The sequence below is a fragment of the Geobacillus sp. GHH01 genome, assembly GCF_000336445.1.
In the GTDB taxonomy this organism is placed as follows: domain Bacteria; phylum Bacillota; class Bacilli; order Bacillales; family Anoxybacillaceae; genus Geobacillus; species Geobacillus zalihae.
Genome location: NC_020210.1, coordinates 780,982 through 798,313 on the forward strand (window position 1 = coordinate 780,982; position 17,332 = coordinate 798,313).

General features: G+C 50.7%; 14 protein-coding genes, 1 tRNA gene, 3 pseudogenes and 1 riboswitch. Of the genes and pseudogenes, 12 read left to right on the plus strand and 6 right to left on the minus strand.

Going from position 1 to position 17,332, the window contains the following annotated elements; all coding sequences use genetic code 11:
- Positions 1 to 25: 25 nt before the first annotated feature.
- Positions 26 to 136, plus strand: a riboswitch (SAM riboswitch).
- A gap of 199 nt (positions 137 to 335) precedes the next feature.
- Together GHH_RS04005 and metC are read left to right on the plus strand one after the other, a co-directional pair.
- A complete protein-coding gene (locus GHH_RS04005) occupies positions 336 to 1,439 on the plus strand; it encodes a methionine biosynthesis PLP-dependent protein (RefSeq protein ID WP_015374187.1) in 1,104 nt (367 codons plus the stop codon).
- 3 nt (positions 1,440 to 1,442) lie between these two features.
- The gene (gene metC / locus GHH_RS04010) at positions 1,443 to 2,624 is read left to right on the plus strand and encodes a cystathionine beta-lyase (RefSeq protein WP_015374188.1); all 1,182 of its coding nucleotides are present in this window, start codon (positions 1,443 to 1,445) and stop codon (positions 2,622 to 2,624) included.
- A 49-nt stretch (positions 2,625 to 2,673) separates the two neighbouring features.
- Here metC and GHH_RS04015 read toward each other — a convergent pair whose 3' ends face one another.
- Both GHH_RS04015 and GHH_RS04020 read right to left on the minus strand, forming a co-directional pair.
- A complete protein-coding gene (locus tag GHH_RS04015) occupies positions 2,674 to 2,883 on the minus strand; it encodes a hypothetical protein (RefSeq protein WP_011230369.1) in 210 nt (69 codons plus the stop codon).
- Between the two features lie 148 nt (positions 2,884 to 3,031).
- On the minus strand, positions 3,032 to 3,475 hold the full coding sequence (locus GHH_RS04020; protein ID WP_011230370.1) for a hypothetical protein: 444 nt from the start codon (positions 3,473 to 3,475) through the stop codon (positions 3,032 to 3,034).
- Between the two features lie 248 nt (positions 3,476 to 3,723).
- Between GHH_RS04020 and GHH_RS04025 the strand changes: the two genes are divergently transcribed.
- From GHH_RS04025 to GHH_RS04060, 7 genes and pseudogenes are all read left to right on the plus strand, one after another.
- Positions 3,724 to 4,419, plus strand: a complete 696-nt coding sequence (locus GHH_RS04025) for a glycosyltransferase family 2 protein (RefSeq protein WP_015374189.1) — start codon at positions 3,724 to 3,726, stop codon at positions 4,417 to 4,419.
- 2 nt (positions 4,420 to 4,421) lie between these two features.
- Positions 4,422 to 5,537, plus strand: a complete 1,116-nt coding sequence (locus GHH_RS04030; RefSeq protein ID WP_015374190.1) for a glycosyltransferase family 4 protein — start codon at positions 4,422 to 4,424, stop codon at positions 5,535 to 5,537.
- Positions 5,537 to 6,592, plus strand: coding sequence for a polysaccharide pyruvyl transferase family protein (locus GHH_RS04035; RefSeq protein ID WP_015374191.1), 1,056 nt, complete (start codon positions 5,537 to 5,539; stop codon positions 6,590 to 6,592). Before GHH_RS04030 ends, GHH_RS04035 begins: the two co-directional genes overlap by 1 nt.
- Positions 6,593 to 6,704: 112 nt before the next feature.
- Positions 6,705 to 6,776, plus strand: a tRNA-Val gene (locus GHH_RS04040).
- 286 nt (positions 6,777 to 7,062) lie between these two features.
- Positions 7,063 to 8,386, plus strand: a pseudogene (locus GHH_RS17910) (ISLre2 family transposase).
- 468 nt (positions 8,387 to 8,854) lie between these two features.
- Positions 8,855 to 9,412 (plus strand): DUF6431 domain-containing protein, encoded by a 558-nt coding sequence (locus GHH_RS19375; protein WP_015374194.1) that lies wholly within the window; start codon positions 8,855 to 8,857, stop codon positions 9,410 to 9,412.
- A 140-nt stretch (positions 9,413 to 9,552) separates the two neighbouring features.
- Positions 9,553 to 9,933: pseudogene (locus GHH_RS04060) on the plus strand (helix-turn-helix domain-containing protein); the annotation flags it as partial.
- A 122-nt stretch (positions 9,934 to 10,055) separates the two neighbouring features.
- On the opposite strand, the gene GHH_RS04065 reads toward GHH_RS04060, so the two are convergent.
- A complete protein-coding gene (locus tag GHH_RS04065; protein ID WP_015374196.1) occupies positions 10,056 to 11,714 on the minus strand; it encodes an IS1634 family transposase in 1,659 nt (552 codons plus the stop codon).
- Between the two features lie 102 nt (positions 11,715 to 11,816).
- Between GHH_RS04065 and GHH_RS04070 the strand changes: the two are divergent.
- Positions 11,817 to 12,696 (plus strand): annotated as a pseudogene (locus tag GHH_RS04070) (DDE-type integrase/transposase/recombinase); the annotation flags it as partial.
- Positions 12,689 to 13,489 (plus strand): ExeA family protein, encoded by an 801-nt coding sequence (locus GHH_RS04075; RefSeq protein ID WP_015374198.1) that lies wholly within the window; start codon positions 12,689 to 12,691, stop codon positions 13,487 to 13,489. The pseudogene GHH_RS04070 and the gene GHH_RS04075, both read left to right, overlap by 8 nt.
- 202 nt (positions 13,490 to 13,691) lie before the next feature.
- On the opposite strand, the gene GHH_RS04085 is transcribed toward GHH_RS04075, so the two are convergent.
- Both GHH_RS04085 and GHH_RS19380 read right to left on the minus strand, forming a co-directional pair.
- Positions 13,692 to 14,030: an IS3 family transposase gene (locus GHH_RS04085; protein ID WP_015374199.1), complete on the minus strand. Its 339-nt coding sequence runs from the start codon at positions 14,028 to 14,030 to the stop codon at positions 13,692 to 13,694.
- Between the two features lie 70 nt (positions 14,031 to 14,100).
- Entirely contained in the window at positions 14,101 to 14,358 is a 258-nt protein-coding gene (locus GHH_RS19380) for a transposase (RefSeq protein ID WP_371198469.1), read from the minus strand.
- Between the two features lie 384 nt (positions 14,359 to 14,742).
- On the opposite strand from GHH_RS19380, the gene GHH_RS18725 reads away from it, so the two are divergent.
- Entirely contained in the window at positions 14,743 to 15,879 is a 1,137-nt protein-coding gene (locus GHH_RS18725) for a hypothetical protein (RefSeq protein WP_015374200.1), read from the plus strand.
- Positions 15,880 to 16,337: 458 nt separating this feature from the next.
- Here GHH_RS18725 and GHH_RS04100 read toward each other — a convergent pair whose 3' ends face one another.
- On the minus strand, positions 16,338 to 17,216 hold the full coding sequence (locus GHH_RS04100) for an IS982-like element ISGsp1 family transposase (RefSeq protein ID WP_011231214.1): 879 nt from the start codon (positions 17,214 to 17,216) through the stop codon (positions 16,338 to 16,340).
- Positions 17,217 to 17,332: the final 116 nt, after the last annotated feature.

A 17,332-nucleotide genomic window follows, 5' to 3' on the forward strand; every position in this document is an offset into this window, starting at 1 on the left:
TTAGAAAAATTGAATACGCGTCTCATTCTTATCAAGAGAAGCGGAGGGAACTGGCCCAATGAAGCTTCAGCAACCAGCCGCCCGGCGGCCAGGTGCTAAATCCAGCGAATTGAGCATTCAATTCGGCAGATAAGAAGAAGCATGACCATGTGCGTATGGAAAAGTCTTCTTCTTAGAAGACTTTTTTTATTTACTCAAGCGGCCGCTCCCTCAACCGAGGGGCGTCGAGGATCAAGGCCCTCGGCCGCTGCCCGACAGACAGCGGCGCTTCGTTGGGCGTCAAATGGTCGGCCGTTGATCCATGATGGAATTTTCAGCAGAAGGAGAGAGATGAGATGGAGAAACTGGAGACGTTGTTAGCGCAAATTGGCAATCGGAGCGAAACGGTGACGGGGACGGTCAACCCGCCCGTCTATTTCTCGACCGCCTACCGCCATGCTGGCATCGGAGAGTCGACCGGGTTTGACTACATCCGCACCGGCAACCCAACGCGCAAAATCGTCGAAGAAGCGATCGCGAGACTGGAAGGCGGCGACCAAGGCTATGCGTTCAGCTCCGGCATGGCCGCCATTCAGACGGTGCTCGCCTTGTTTGAGAGCGGAGACGAGTTTCTCGTATCGGCCGACCTTTACGGCGGCACGTACCGCCTGTTTGAGCGCGGCTGGCGCAAGTACGGTCTTGGGTTTCATTACGTTGACTTTGCTGACCTCGATGCAGTGGAAGAAACGATAACGGAAAAAACGAAAGCCATTTTCTTGGAAACGCCGACGAACCCATTGATGCAGGAGACGGATATTGCCGCTGTCTCCGCGCTTGCCAAACGGCATGGGCTTTTGTTGATCGTTGACAACACGTTTTATACACCGGTGCTTCAACGCCCGATCGAACAAGGCGCCGATATTGTCATCCACAGCGCCACGAAATATTTAGGCGGCCATAACGATGTGCTGGCTGGCCTTGTCGTCGCCAAGGGCGAGGATCTCTGTCAACGCTTGGCCGAGTACCAGAACGCCATCGGCGCGGTGTTGTCGCCGTTTGATTCATGGCTGCTCATTCGCGGGATGAAAACGTTGGCTCTCCGGATGCGTCAACATGAAGAAAACGCCAAGCGCATCAGCGCCTTTTTGCGCGAACATGAAGATGTGACTGACGTCCTGTACCCAGGGCGAGGAGGGATGCTGTCATTCCGGATTGCCGATGAAAAGTGGGTGAACGGGTTTTTAAAAAGCTTGCGCCTCATTACGTTCGCGGAAAGCTTAGGCGGAGTTGAAAGCTTCATCACGTACCCGGCGACGCAGACGCATGCGGACATTCCAGAGGAAATCCGCATCCAAAACGGCGTCTGCAACCGACTGCTCCGCTTCTCGGTCGGCATCGAACATGCGGATGATTTAATCGCCGACTTGGCGCAAGCGTTCAAACACATGAAAGAGGTGTAAGCGATGGAACGGGAATGGTCGTTTTCAACGAAACTGCTCCATAATGAATGGAAAGTCGATCGCCACACGGGAGCGGTGAGCGTGCCGATCCAGCATGCCTCCACGTTCCATCAGTTCGATTTCGATTCATTCGGCAAATACGACTACAGCCGCTCCGGCAACCCGACGCGCGAGGCGCTCGAGGAAACGATCGCGGCGTTAGAAGGCGGCGTGCGCGGATTCGCCTTCGCTTCTGGCATGGCGGCCATTTCGACGGCGTTTTTGCTCTTGTCCCGAGGCGACCACGTCCTCGTGACTGAAGACGTCTACGGCGGCACGTACCGGATGATCACGGAAGTGTTGACCCGCTTTGGCATCGAGCATACGTTTGTCGATATGACCGATTTAAACGCAGTGGCCGAAAACATCCGACCGAACACGAAAGTCATTTATATGGAAACGCCGTCCAACCCATTGTTAAAAGTGACCGATATTCAAGGCGTCGTCAAACTGGCGAAAGCGCACGGCTGTTTGACGTTCTTGGATAATACGTTCATGACGCCGGCGCTGCAGCGGCCGCTTGACCTTGGCGTCGATATTGTCCTTCACAGCGCCACGAAATTTTTAGCCGGCCATAGCGACGTCGTCGCCGGATTGGCCGTGGTGAAAGATGAAGAGTTGGGAAAAGAGCTGTACAAACTGCAAAACGCATTTGGCGCTGTCCTTGGCGTCCAAGATGCGTGGCTTGTGCTGCGCGGATTAAAAACGCTCCACGTCCGGCTGAAGCAGTCATCTGAATCAGCGGCCGCCATCGCCCAATATTTGGCTTGTCACCCAAAGGTCGAAGAAGTGTATTATCCGGGGCTCGAGAACCACCCAGGCCATGACATCCAGCGCCATCAAGCGGACGGGTTTGGCGCCGTGCTGTCGTTCCGCTTGGCCGATGAAGAAGCGGCCCGGACGTTCGTCCGCAACGTCCGCCTGCCCGTGTTCGCCGTCAGCCTTGGGGCGGTCGAGTCAATTTTATCGCACCCAGCGAAAATGTCGCATGCGGCGATGCCAAAAGAAGAGAGGCTCCGGCGCGGCATTACCGACGGCTTGTTGCGGCTGAGCGTCGGGCTTGAGGATGTCAACGATTTGATCGCCGATTTTGAGCAGGCGTTGTCGTTTGTCAATGAGCATCCATCGGTCGTTCCGACGCGGTAACGACAAAGGTATGCATCGTTTCGGCGGATGCATACCTTTGTTTTTTTCGTTACACTTCCCGAACAAAGTTGACGGCTGTCAGCGGAATGAGCACCGTGCGCGTTTCCCGCTCGTATCCGCCCGCTTCCGCCCTAAGCTCGATCGTTCCGTCCTCGACATCGGTGAGTCGTCCCTCTATTAAGTTGTTGTCCGTCGCGACTTGGATCGTTTCCCCGATGAGGCGGCGGAGCTGCTCTTCGAATGTGGTCGCAAAGTCCATTGTCTCCTCCCTCCTTTCAGTCTAAAAGGCCGGTGATTTAAGGAGAAATACTGCTCTCCAACAGTGTTTCTCAAATTGAAAAAACTTGCAACACCATCACTTCATTCCTTGTGATTTCTCATAAATCGAGCGAATCCATTGTTTTTCATCAGCCTTCTAAACGGGTGATGGCTTGAATGCTGGCAAACGGAATGTAAACGAAACGCCCGAGCGCATCCTCAAGCACGGCATAATCGTTTCGGACGGCGATGACTGTGCCGCTCACCGGGCCGAAATTGACCGTAATTTCTACTCTCTCCCCAATCAAGTCCTCGAGCTCGTCGCCAATATCTTCCGCGGGTGGCGCCCCTGTGCGCAACTCGGTCAAAATGGCTTGCAACAGTTCGCGCTCGTCCTCCAAAATGTCCCGCTGTTCTTGCTCCTCATCAAGAATGCGGCGCAAAATTCGTTCGGCATCTTCCCCGTGATCGGCGATGGCTTCTAATAGAGAGACAATTTGTTCGACGGCCGAATCATCCAAATCTAGTTTTTCAAGCCATTTGCGGATCTTTTTCAGCTCTTTCACTGCTTCGCGCAAATGTTTATGTCCCAACGCCTCTTCCTCCTTCCTTTTCTTCCATTCGTTAACTACGTTATGCACCGCTCTTTCATTCGACACGGGTGCGTATCCGAGGAAGAAAGAACGATTTTTTTAGCCACGGGCATGGGGAAAACGGTTGAACTTTGTCGGGGGAATGACAGGTAAATGATAGGACAATTCTACTGTTTTCCTAAAAAATCAACGATTGCCTCTCACCGTTAAGAGAAAAAATGGATATATAGTGGATGAGGTGATTGATGATGGTGCCAGAGCGAAAAAAAGACTTCATCAGCGTCGTCATTCCGTGTTATAACGCATCCCGTTATATTGAGGACTGCCTAAATGGGCTGTTCAATCAAACATATCGCCAGTTTGAAGCGATTATTGTCGATGACGGATCGGACGATGGGAGCGAAGAAGTCGTGAAGCGGTGGATGAACGACCATTCCCCGTTCTTCCCGGTCGTCTATATCAAACTCCCGCGCAACGTCGGTTTTGCCGGGGCGCTCAATGTCGGCTACTTTTTAAGCAAAGGTGAGTACATCGCTGTCCATGACGCCGACGATATTTCCCATCCGGAGCGGTTCGAAAAACAATGGAAATTTTTGAACGAGCACCCGCACATCGCTTTAATCGGCACGAATTACGCCGCCTTTCCCGACGGACACTTCGACCGAAAGACGCCCGCCAACTGGCTCGCTTACGGGCGCGACATCCGCCGCGTCTATGTGGAAGGGAAACATTGCATTTGCCACGGCACGATCATGTTCCGCGGCGCCGTGTTTGACCAACTCGGCGGGCCGACAAGGCGGATTCGCGGCGCCGAAGATTATGAGTTTATTGTCAAATGTTTAAACGCCAAGCTGGAAGTGGAAAATTTGCCTGACATTTTGTACTACTACCGCAGCCATCCGCAACAGCGCTCGCGCCAGTTTTATAAGAAAGGAGGGAGCTGATCATGCGCGTATTCATGGTGCTAGATGGCCTTGACTTTGGAGGAACGGAAACGCACGCCTTCAGCCTAGCGAAAGAAATGGCCGCCCGCGGCGTTCATGTGGCCGTCGCCGCCCGCGGCGGGTCACTGGCCGATCGTTTTAGGGAAGCCGGCTGTTCAATTTATTTCATCGATTTTCCAACAGCGATCGAGATAGACGAACAACGGAAAGAACAGCTCATTCAGCAGCTTGAGGCGGTGATGAAGAAGGAAAACATCTCGATCGTTCATGCCCACCAGACGCCATCCGGCATCCTCGCTGCCACCGCTGCGCGCCGCCGCGGCATCCCGGTCGTCTTTACCGCCCATGGCACGTACTATCCGCCAGCCGAGCTTGAAGAGATGCTCCGTCTTGCTTCTGCTGCGATTGCTGTCAGTCCGCCCGTCGAGCGGCATATTGTCCCGCTCATTTCCAAACGGGTTCTCATCCCGAACGGCATTGACACGAACGAGTTTGCCCCGCTCGGCCGCGGAGGGCGGCAGACGCTTGGCATCCCGGACGACGCCTTGGTCATCGTCTATAGCAGCCGCCTCGCCTGGGCGAAAGCTGGCATTTGTTTTATGTTTTTAAAAGCGTGCAAAGATGTCAAACGGCTGTTTCCGACCTTGCACGCCGTCGTTGTCGGAGACGGCCCGCGCTTTTCTGACGTGCAGAGCCTTGTCCGCCTCATTCACCAAACGTGCCGCGAGTCGTTTCTCCATCTCGTTGGCGAACAAAGCGATATGGCTGTGTATTACTCACTCGCTGACGTTGTTGTCGGCACCGGCCGTGTCGCTCTAGAAGCGATGGCATGCGGCAAACCGGTGCTCGCCGCTGGCAACCACGGCTACTTCGGCGTTGTCGAGCCAAGCGGTTATGCCGAAGCATGGGAGTGTTACTTTGGCGATCACGGCTCGCGCCAAGGGTGCAGCCGCTATCTTCTTTCCCAAGACTTAAAACGGCTGCTTGCCTCCCCCTCATACCGCGAACAACTAGGCACGGCCGGACGGGAGTGGGTGAGACAGCAGTTTCATATCAAAACGTGTGTCGACCAAGTGCTTGGCGTATATGCATCCTTGTTGAAAGGGGAATCGTCATGATGAAAAAGGTGTTGTATATCGGTTGGATCGGCTTTCAAAACGTAGGCGACGAGCTGTTATGGAATCTTTTTGCCTCCTATGCCCGCCAATACGCCCCGGACGTTCAAATCATCCCATCGACGCCCAAGGTCAACTGGAAAGATACGAGCCCGTACGACGCCGTCGTGCTCGGCGGCGGTTCGCTCTTGCTTCCAGGCTACATGGCCGTTTTGCAAGAGGCGCACGAAGCTGGAAAACCAATATGGATATGGGGAAGCGGCATTGACTGGATCGGTGAAGCTGAAACCGACGCCTTGTGTGCAGGCGCTAAGCCAGCGCTTCACCGCCACTTTTCCGCCAACGACGTCGAGCTGTTCCGCACCGTCCTCGCCTCGGCCGCCTTTGCCGGCATTCGCGGCCCGCTCAGCGAAGCGGTATTAAAAACGTTAGGCGCCTATCCTGCAAACGTCCGCGTCATCGGCGATCCAGGGCTGTTATTGCAGACTCCCGCCTCAGCCGAACCGCCAAACAAAGAAAAAACGATCGGCATCAACTGGGGGACGACATACAATCGCCTATTCGGCCAACACGAAACACTCGTCGAAGACACCCTCGCCCGCGCTGCCAAAATGTGGATCGCCTCCGGCTACCGGATTCACTTGTACATCGTCTGGCCGAACGACCGCTCCGCCTGCGAGCGGCTGTACAAAAAAATTAACTGCCCGGAGCGCGTCACCTTCGACCGCGCACTATATGACGAACGGCAGTTCATCGAGCGGCTTCAGCCTCTTGCCGCCACCGTCAACTTCAAACTCCACGCTAATTTGTTGTCCCTGGCCGCCGGCGTCCCGGCCGTCATGCTCGGCTACCGGTTTAAAGTGTTCGACTTCGCCGCCTTGCTCGGCCTTGACCGGTATGTCGTCTCGACCGCGAGCCCGCAGCTTGAAACAGATTTGATCGACACCGTCGCCCTCGCGGAACAACACCGCCGCCGGATCATGGAACAATACGAAACCGCCCGCCGCCAGTACATTCCGCTCTTGCTCGAGCCGTTTGAGCGCGGGTTGTTTCGATAAGGGGGAGGCGCGGGCTTTCCCTTTTTTCATGATGAACACTAATTTTTTTAAAAAAGTGTTTGACAAACGAGGAAGGCATATATATAATAAAAAATGTGTTTGAAAGCGATATGACCTGTTAGCTCAGTGGGAGAGCACTTCCTTGACAGGGAAGGGGTCGGGGGTTCAAGTCCCTCACAGGTCATCACAAAACACCTCGATCTCGATGGAGATCGAGGTGTTTTTTTATTGCCCCGCCGCCTATGCGAACACAAAGAGTGAGTAAAATATTTGTGGGTGAAATTCAGGAAGGATCCCCGACGAGCGTAGCGAATTTTTGTTCGCCACGCTCGTCGGGGCCACCAATCCAAAAACAAATCTCATGTAAAAAGGACTCTCTCCCTGCTATGATGGTGATGACCAACATCCATAAAACAGGAGGGAGGGAGTCCATGAAACATCTTACCACATAATGGCCCCTATTAAAAGAGTTGGAGGAGCAATTAGTAAGAACTCTTCAAAAGGTGTTCGCTGTCTTGTTGGCCGCCCTTTTGGAGGAGATTGATCAACAACTGGCGGAAGCGCGGGACAAGCGGCGGTATCAGCTGAAAGATAAACGGCCGACCACGATCCAAACGCTGTTTGGAGAAGTGGCGTTCCGTCGGAACGACTACTATGATCGACAAACAGGGGCCTATACCTTCTTGCTAGATGCCGAACTGGGCTTTGATGGAGCGCAGTCGATCAGTCCGTGCCTCGAGGAAACGGCGGTCGAGTTGGCCGTAGAGTGCTCTTCCTACCGCAAAGCGGCTCGCACGCTGGAGTCGATCGTGGGGTATGCGGTCATGAGCCACGAGGCGATTCGCCAACTGGTGCTGGAGGCCCCTGTCTCGCTGCACCACCCTGTTTCCCAACGGCACGGCCGAGTGCTGTTTGTGGAGGCGGAAGGACTCTGTTTCCCGCCAGGGGAAAGGGAAACGGGCGAAAGAAGAGAAAATCCTGGCGGTTCATGAGGGATGGAGACGAAGCGGTTCGCAGCTCGAGCTCGTGAACCGGCGCTGCTGCCTCCATGAAGGGGCGGGAGACGTGTGGGAACGGTTTGAAGAGTGGCTGATGAAGGAATATGCCTATGATCCGTGCCGGGACCTTTTGATCATCAACGGCGACGCGGCGTCGTGGATCACGGCCTGCTGGGAGTATTTTGGAAAGCGAGCCTGCTTTCAGTTGGATCGATTTCATGTGGCGCGGGAGCTGCGCCAATGCCTCTCCGGCCATCCGCGTTGGCGGGAGGTGCGGAGGAAGCTGGCGAAACAAGACGAAGAAGGACTTTTGGTCGAGCTGAACAGCGCGGTCGGCACGTTGGGGGACGAAGGCAAAGAACAACAGCTGGCCGCCTTGATTCGCCGGATCGAGTCGATGCCGGGATGCATCCGGGACTACCGGGAGTGGCTGTCGGAGCAAGGGGTGGAGACGACCGGCATGCGTCCGATGGGCCATGCGGAGAGTGTGATGAGCCGATTTGCGCATCGGGTGAAATCCCGCCGCAGCTGGAAAGACCAAGGGCTTCGGGCGTTTCTGAGGGCGATGGCAGCCCGAATCGACGGGATCGGGTGGAGAAAGGGACGGTGGGAGGAGCAAGAGCCCCAGTCGGCCGTCTCGGCCTCAACAAAGTCCAAGCGGATCGAACAGGCCAAACGGAAGGCAGGACGGTTGTGGGCGGATGTGATGCGACAAAACATCCCGTATCTTCAGCAGTCATCCGGGACGCCGATCCATCAAGCGTTGTCGGCGCTCCGGGATGGTGGTTGGGTGTAAAAAAATGGAATATCGTATCATCACCTCAAGATGAGGGATGAGAGTCCGAAAGCGCTTACGATATCAATTCCTGAAAATGGTTCACTAACCGGTGATTGACAACGTCCGTAGTGAACCGAAAAAATGTTCTCCACAAAGTCTTGACTGACTCGCAAAGTAGTTACCTAAGTAAATGAACAGACACTATAGTATACAGTATAATTTTTAAATGTCTATGTGGTCATTAGTTGTAAGCCTTTTGTTCATTTTTCCTGAAATTTTCCTAACTTCGTTATCTCACTCATCGTTAAAAATTGATGCGTGGTGCGTTTTTCCTTGTAAATTATCACTTTATTTCGGAACAAAAGAGCCATTTTTTTGCACATTCCTTCAGAAAGCCCTCTCCCCTTTTCTGAAAGAATGTGCTAAATTTTTTGTGAATTATTTCGGAAGAGAAAATCCATCGGTTCAGAGGAGGGGGAGGAGGACGTGATTCAATTTCATGACTTTGGCATTGACGTCCAAACGTATGCAGAGCGTGGAAAAGAAAACGACTTCCCTCTTCTGAAAAAGTGTCCGCATTGCCGGGCCAAGCGCCCGTTGCACCGCCACGGTTACTATGAGCGAAACGCATTGACCCCACATGGTGATGATCGCATTTGGATTGTCCGGTATCGCTGTCGGGAATGCTTGAAGACGGTGAGTGTGCTGCCTTCCTTTCTCCTCCCGTATTTTCAGTATACGTTGTCCGCCATATGGCAAGTCGTGAAAGAGCAGTTGGGATTGACCGAGGGGACGAACCGGGCTCCGTTTCTCCCGACAAAGGACGGCATCATCTTTTATGTCCGACGGTTCTGCCGAAACCTATCAAGCCTTCACAGCTTTTTTGCGAGGCGGTGGAGGATCATAGGCCCTATCGTGAAAAAAGAAAAGGAACGGGCTTCCTGGTGGATCCGGACGTTGGAGAAACACGGTCTCTATTCGGTCATCAGAGACATGTGGGAGGACGGATTCCGACACCCTTTTGCGAATCAAATGGGATCCTGATTTTACATACATATCCTAAATTGGAAATAGTTGAGGTTCCCACAAACCTTTCCTATCGACGGAGAAAAAGCGATCCGGTACGATAAGGGCAGACGGACCGGAACGGTCCTGATTCCAAGTGAGACAAGGAGGAGATTCGAATGGATGAGTCGATGAGACACGACATTGCCCTGTTTCGGTACGGGCTAATCGCTCCGTTGGTGAATGGGCAGGTGGAACCGAAGACGTATCTGAAAGAGGTGAGCGAGCGAGTGCACCATGTTCCCCACCAGGGCGACAAACGAATCGCAGCCAAGACGATCCTCGATTGGTGCACCCGATACAAAAAAGGGGGCTTTGACGCCTTAAAGCCGAAGCGCCGTTCGGACCGCGGCCACTCAAGGCGTCTGTCGCCCGATGATGAGGATCATATTTTAGCCCTAAGAAAAGAACATCCCACCATGCCCGTGACGGTGTTCTACGAACACCTGATCGAGCAGGGGGAAATCCCAGAAAATCATACCTCTTACTTTACTACTCACATTTCGCACCCTAACAAGGTCAAAACAAAGGATTTTTTATTTAGTTTTTCAGAATAACTTTTTGACCACACGACGAGCGATGGCTATCCTTTTTTTACCATCGCTGGTCGTTCCGTATGACGTTACACGTAAATGCTCTCATCCAGCCCCAACCCCTGCAGAATCCTTCGTTGTTCAGGGGTGAGGGAGCGATCCAGTGAGCGTTGGATGCGTCCATCCGGCAGCTCCAGGAGGACGACGTTCACATATTGAAACAGCTGGAAAATCGCCTGCCCCGTCGGTCGGGTCAGCTTGCGGCCTCCGGCGCCCTTTAATGGGTGTTCGGGTGTGATGAACTGGCGCACCCGGCGCTGAAAGACGCGGTAAATGGCCAAGGCCAAGAGAAACAAATAGCCCAATACCGCAACTCGTTCTGGCTTTTTGACATAGATCTCATCCGTGAAAAAAGGGTCTTTCAAAAAAGCGAAGTTCATTTCCACCGAGATCTGCCCTTTATACAGCTTCAAGATCTCTTGGGCATCCATTTGTTGGCCCTTCCATTCCTCCGGAACGGTCGTGACGAGGACAAACCGGGACGCTTTCCGTCTTGCCTGTTCCCACGCGTTTTGGTCGAATTCGACGTCAAGGCGCAAGAGATACCGCGTCTCCATCTCGGGTTCCGCCCCTTTTTTCGGCCGTCCGCGCCGTTTTTTCGGGCGTACGATCTCTTCGACCGCGGCCTTGACCTGATGAAACCGTGGGCGAAGGGACGTCTTGAGGGACGCCAAGGCTTGTTCAGCGTCTTCCCGGCACGAGAAAGGGTGGCGCTCCCAATGGGCTTGTTCCTCGCGAAGAAGCTCCGCTTCTTTGGTTCGTTCTTTTTCAAGCGTCTTTCCTTTTCGCTGGTCGAGCGCGCTCGATTCAACAACGATCAGCCGAACGGGGTGGCCTTCATAGGTGGAGGATGTTTCCCATACCCGGTACGTGGCGCCGTTTCTCTCCGCCAACGTAAAGGGATCGCTCCACGTCGTGTCCTCAGCATCCGCTTCGGCCAGCGCGGTTTTCACGATCCGGAGCGACGAAGGGCCTCTGGTGATCAAAAAGGCGTTGGCCGCTTTGGTTTGCGCCAGGGTCTCTTTCGTCATCGCGGCGGAATCGGCCACGTAAATCCATTCGTCTTCGATTTTGGCCTGCTTCAGCTGTTCATGGACACGAGACAGCACCTCGGGATTCCATGTTTTATCGGGCAGGTTGCCGTCGTGCACATCGCCGTAAAACGGGATGCCGTCCTCGTTGCCGACCAGTCCGAAGCCGATCTGTTTTTGCCAACGATGATGGCGGTTATAGCCATGTGTGATCTGCAAAGCCTCTAATGAGGCCGATTCATACGCGCCGTAAACCGTCTTGTCCGTCGTATCGGCGTGAAAGGCTCGGAGGGAAAGGCCTTCTTTGCGATAAATGTGAATCAAGCAAGTGCTGATCACCTTGTGAATGTCGGCCTCATACAAGCGGTCGAGATGACGAGCCAAGGCATCGTCGTTCAACCAGGAAGGATGGAGACCGGGACGGATGAGTTTCTCTAGATCGATCTCCTGAGCCCATCGTTCCACGTGAACGAGGGCTTGCCGGCCGTCAAACAGATTGTAGATGATGGCCTGAACGGCATCGCTGACTCGAGTCTGGCACTGTGGATCAACGGGAACGAGATGGTCAATCAATTGGGGCAGGCCCAGTTTCTTGAATAGGGCACTTATTATATTCAAATAATCATTACGATAGACCTTTTTGACTTGAACGTTCATGAGAGAAAAACTCCTTCACTTTCCTTGTGTGTCAAGGATTCATTCGACGATGGACACAAAAAATCCTCCCGATTTTCGTTGGGAGGGTGCGAAATGTGAGTTACTATATACCGATTGTTGAAAAAACACAACCTTGTCGGGAAAGAATCTTGCCCATGCCGGAGCGAAAGCGCTTTGCGTATGACCAGATCAATGAGCTTTGGCAAGGGGACTTATCCCATGGACCAACGATTCGAGTCAATGGGAAAGCCCAGAAAACGTTTTTGATCGCCTATATCGATGACTGCTCGCGGTTTGGTGCCGTACGTATAGTTTCCCTTCGGAGAAGTTTGACGGGCTGCGGATCGTCACGAAGGAAGCGGTGCTTCGTTGCGGGAAGCCGAAGCGCATTTACTCGGACAACGGGAAAATTTATCGATCCGAGGTGCTGCAGTATGCGTGCGCCGAGATGGGAATTACGCTCATCCACACCCAGCCGTATGACCCGCAAAGCAAAGGGAAAATCGAACGGTTCTTCCGCACCGTACAGACGCGGTTTTATCCGCTGCTGGAGTTGGATCCCCCGAAGTCGCTCGAAGAGCTGAACGAGCGCTTTTGGAGGTGGCTTGAAGAGGAGTATCATCGAAAACCGCACGCCTCACTGGACGGAAAAACGCCGCATGAGGTGTTTCAATCGCAAGTGCATCTCGTGTCGTTCATCGAAGATAGCGATTGGCTGGATGCGATTTTTCTGAAGCGGGAGCACCGCAAGGTCAAAGCCGATGGAACGATCACCTTGAACAAGCAGCTGTATGAAGTGCCGCCCCGGTTCATTGGGCAATCGATTGAACTCCGCTATGACGAACGGGGCGTCTATGTGTACGAAGATGGAAGGAAGGTGGCGGAGGCCGTTCGGGTTCGTTTGGAGGACAACGCCTATGTAAAGCGCCATCGGTCGCCGTTTGCGGCGGTTTCGGCGAAGGAGGGCGAACAGGATGTATAAAACGTTTTATTCCCTCTCGCGGGAGCCGTTTGCGAAAGAAACAGACCCGTCCGAGGCGTATCAAGGGGCGGCGTTTCAGGAAGCGTTGCGGGCGCTGGAGTACGTGAAACGAACCCGGGGGATCGGGCTGTTGATCGGAGAGCCGGGGGCGGGCAAGACGTTCGCCCTTCGGGCGCTGAAAGAATCATTGAATCCATCATTGTATCATGTCGTCTACTTTCCGTTATCCACCGGAGGCGTGATGGATTTTTACCGTGGTTTGGCCTTGGGATTAGGAGAGGAACCGAAGTACCGCAAGGTAGACCTCTTCCGCCAAATCCAGCAGGCGATCGAGCGATTGTATCATGAACGGCGGATCACGCCGGTGTTCATTTTGGACGAGATGCATTTAGCGAAGGATGCATTTTTACAGGACATCGCGATCTTGTTCAACTTTGAGATGGATTCGACCAACCCATTTGTCTTGATTTTGGCCGGGCTGCCCCATTTACAGGGGAAGCTGCGGCTCAATCAGCACCGCCCTCTCGACCAGCGGATCATCATGCGATACCGGATGGGGCCGCTGGAGAAGGAAGAGGTGGCGGACTACATCAAGCATCGGATGAAACAGGCCGGGGCGAAGCACCCGATCTTCACCCCATCGGCGTTAGAGGCGATTGCCCTGCAGTCGCGGGGATGGCCTCGGGTGATCAACACGTTGGCCACGACGTGCCTGTTATACGGGTATCAGCTGAAAAAGGACGCCATTGACGAAGAAGTGGTGCGCATGGCCGCAGAGGAAATGGGGTATTAGCATGAAAGGGGCCGAATCGGCCTCTTTTGTGCTTTTTCTTTTCCATCGGTCCATCAGGCGCGCTGGAAATCTTCATCTGAAAGAGCGTGCAAACGTTCCGAAAGAATGTGCAAAATCCGGAACAATCCGCAAAAATTTTGCACATTATTTCCGAATCCGCCTGAAATAATTTGAAAAAGGGATTCTGAAATAATGTGCTAGTTTACAGTAGTAAATCCATCGCTTTACATAATCGGTACACTTTTTTCTTACTGATCACAAGCTGATGGTCTCTTCTTAACTGAATGGTCAGTTTGCGATATCCGTAGGCAAATCCTTCTCCCATCACAAGCTCGGAGAGCCATTCTTGTATTTGTTCGTCTGACACTTTTTCGCCAGTTGTCGTTAGAGAGTAGCCGGGTTCTGGACGTCCCCCACCTACTGTTTTCTCCTTCACTTTTCCATTTTGTTGATAATAGTAGGTTGAGCGATTAATTTCTAGAACCTCCAATATTTTTGTAATCGGATATCCTTTCTCGATCCACTGCTCGGCTACTTCCAATTTTTCAGTAAGTGAGGGTTCTTCTTTTTTATCAAATCACGCAAAATCGCGATTTCTAAATCTTTTTCCCCTAATAGCTTCTTTTTTCCCCTAATAGCTTCTTGAGCTGTTCGTTTTCTTCCTCCAGCCTTTTGATTTCAGCTGAAGAAGGAGAGGAAACGATTTCTAGCCCTAGTTGTCCTTCTTCGTATGCCTTCACCCATCTTTGTACGAGATTAGGGCTAAGCTCGTATCTTCTAGCTACCAATGCTTTATTTCCGACTTCTAATGCTTCTTTCGCTACTTGTAGCTTTTGTTTAATGCAAAATAAAACTTTAGCAAAATGCAAGATAAAAATTAAGCACTAAATTGGAAACAAAACAGGTCAGTTTTCTCACAAAATATAATTTCAGAAACACGGCTTTACATGGAGTGGCGTGCATGGTAGGCTGGTTGCCTCTGCGAACTCCTTTTGTGCTGCGGCCTTCGCAAAAGAATCCATGCACGCAGAGGCTCCATGTCAAGCCTTATAGGGTAAGATAATTTATATTGGTATATGGATTATATTTACTTTTGTGGAACATAAGGTGCTAAACTTTTTCATTGCATTTCGCTTAAATTTTTAGTTGCAGAAAACAATTTGAGTGGAATAAATCAAATTGTTTTAGGCTAAAACCTTTTAATGTCGTCAAAACTTAATTTTAATAGTACGACTTAAGGGGTGGAAAAGATAATGAAAGATATCACTGGGAGACAGTTTGGTTTTTTAACGGCGGTAAAGGTTGTTGGGAAAGCCAAAGATGGAAGTTATATTTGGTTAGTTTATTGTGATTGTAATCCAAATTTTCTTTTTTCTGTAAATGGATGTGACCTAAGAAGGGAAAGAAGGAGTCATTGTGGTTGTAGGCATGGAAATCGAGCAGAACTACTGGGAAAAGTATTTGGAAATCTGTTAGTAGTGGATTTTTGCTATAACCCAAAAACAAAGGAATTTCTTTGGGAATGTTTATGTAACTGTGGTGAAATTACTACCGCTAAAACAAGAGATTTATCAAGTGGAAGAAAAAATTCATGCGGATGCTTAAAGTCACCAAACTTGGTTGGAAAAAGATTTGGAAGGTTGACGGTAACAAAGAAATTGAATAAAAAACGAAATGGTTATTACCTTTGGAAAGTGTTATGTGATTGTGGAAATACGGATGAGGCCGCAACCGGCCATCTAACCAGCGGGGCTAAAAAAAGTTGTGGATGCTTAAATCATGCGATAGAAGATATAAGCGGTGTAAAGAGAAATATGTTAACCGCAAAAAGAATGGCAGATTTTAGAAGTTCAAAGGGTGAAGTATTATGGGAATTTATATGTGATTGTGGCGAATTTACATATACAACAAGAGATAAATTCATGAATGGACACACGAAGTCATGTGGATGTCTAAAAGATTTTAGTTTGGAAAAACATCATAACTGGAAAAATGGTGTATCGTCTGTTTCGAAATTTTTAAGAAGAAGCATTAATGAGTGGAAACAAGCAAGTTTACAAGCGACAAATTATAGGTGCTACATTTCTAATGAAAAAGGTAAACTTGTTATTCATCATGCCAACGAACATCATCCTTTTCATGCCATTGTACAAGAAACATTTGAATTAACAGGACTTCCAATTTATTCGACTATCGGCCAATATACAGAAGAAGAGCTAACCTTATTAAGTAAAACTTGTCAAGATCTACATTTTAAATATGGCTTGGGGATACCATTAAAGCCTGAATTACACGAAGAATTTCATCACACCTATGGATTTACGAAGTGGACAAATCAAGACTTTGAGAAATTTGTAAAGGAAAAGAAAAAAGATTGTCGTAGGATTTAATAATAAAGATTGTTTTCACAAAATGATCTAAAAATTTCCATCATATTCTTACTTAGTATTATACAGTTTTGAATGGAAGAATTTTGATAGAGCGGCAATAACCAAAAGAGCATTTAGACGAGCAATATAAGAAATTTGGTTTTAAACTTAACATGGACTAGGTTAGATCCCATTTTTTGAATCAGGGTATTGGCAAATGCAGCAATTGAATTTGATCAAGAGGAAAATGAATATAAAGGTATTGCACCGTAAGAATCATTTGAGTAGATATGTAAAAGGTATAATCGTCGTATTATTAGTTGATAAACCTTTTGTAAAAAAGCAATTAGAACATTGTACGTTAATAAACGGTGAAGAAAATATCGATATGGAGTATAGATGTACAAAGATGATGTTAGTCTAAAAAGTGGACACCGAGAACAGAGAAATTATAATAAACCCGTGGTGCTAGTTGAGCGTCAGCGCTCAACCAGCCCTAGTGTGACCAAGGAATAAGCCAACAAGATGCCATCGAGTGCCACTTCAAACCCGGCAATGGAATTCGCTCGAATGTCGGTGATCCGGTATTGGTCTACGAGAATCGAAAACACCGTCTCGATGACTTTGCGTTTTTTCCTGATCCATTCTTCCCATGCCTTGGATGGGCCGTGCTTTTGATTGTGTCGAGACGGTGTCCAGAACGCGGCTTGGTGTTCTTCGTACAGCTTTTCTCGAAGAGCGTGGCTGATGTACCCTTTGTCCCCAAAGTTGTAGGGATGAGGGATTTGAGTCATCACCGTTTCAGCGGCTTTGACGTCGTGGCAGGACGCTTCCGTCACGACATAGCCCATGGCCAGCCCTTGATTGGTCACTTGAAGATGCAGCTTGAAACCGTAGTACCATTGCTTTTTGGAAGCACAATACCCCATATCCGCGATCCCTCGAAATCGCTTGACGCGCTGCATTCTTGCGGGATGGCACAACGGAAGAGGCAAGCTGTCGACGACCGCATAAGCATGGTGTTGGCCACGTTTCGCCAGCTCATGACGGATCCATTTGATGGCGAAACCAAGCGCCCGGCAGCGGCGGTTGTATCGGGAGCGTTCAAGAAACGAGCCGTTTGTGAACAAATTTCCCGTGACAAAACGATGCCAGGCTCGTTCGGAAGAAAAGCCCAGCAGCTTCCCCAAAAGGTGAACCGCCATGACCACTTCGTCTTCTTGCTTGACCAAGTGACGGTTGCGGCGATGAAGATACATTTGAATCAACGACAGTTGGGCAGAAACAAAACAGAAAATAGCGGCATATTGTTTTTGAAGTTTGGCTGGATCTGTAGTAAAATGAAAGTGCTCTTGCATGGGGGATCTCTCCTTTCGAATGTTGGGTGACACTTTCATTCTACTGGAGATCCGCCAGCAAGGGCTATTTTTATGCTTGTCTGAGTTTTATCTAGCACCACGGGTATAATAAACTT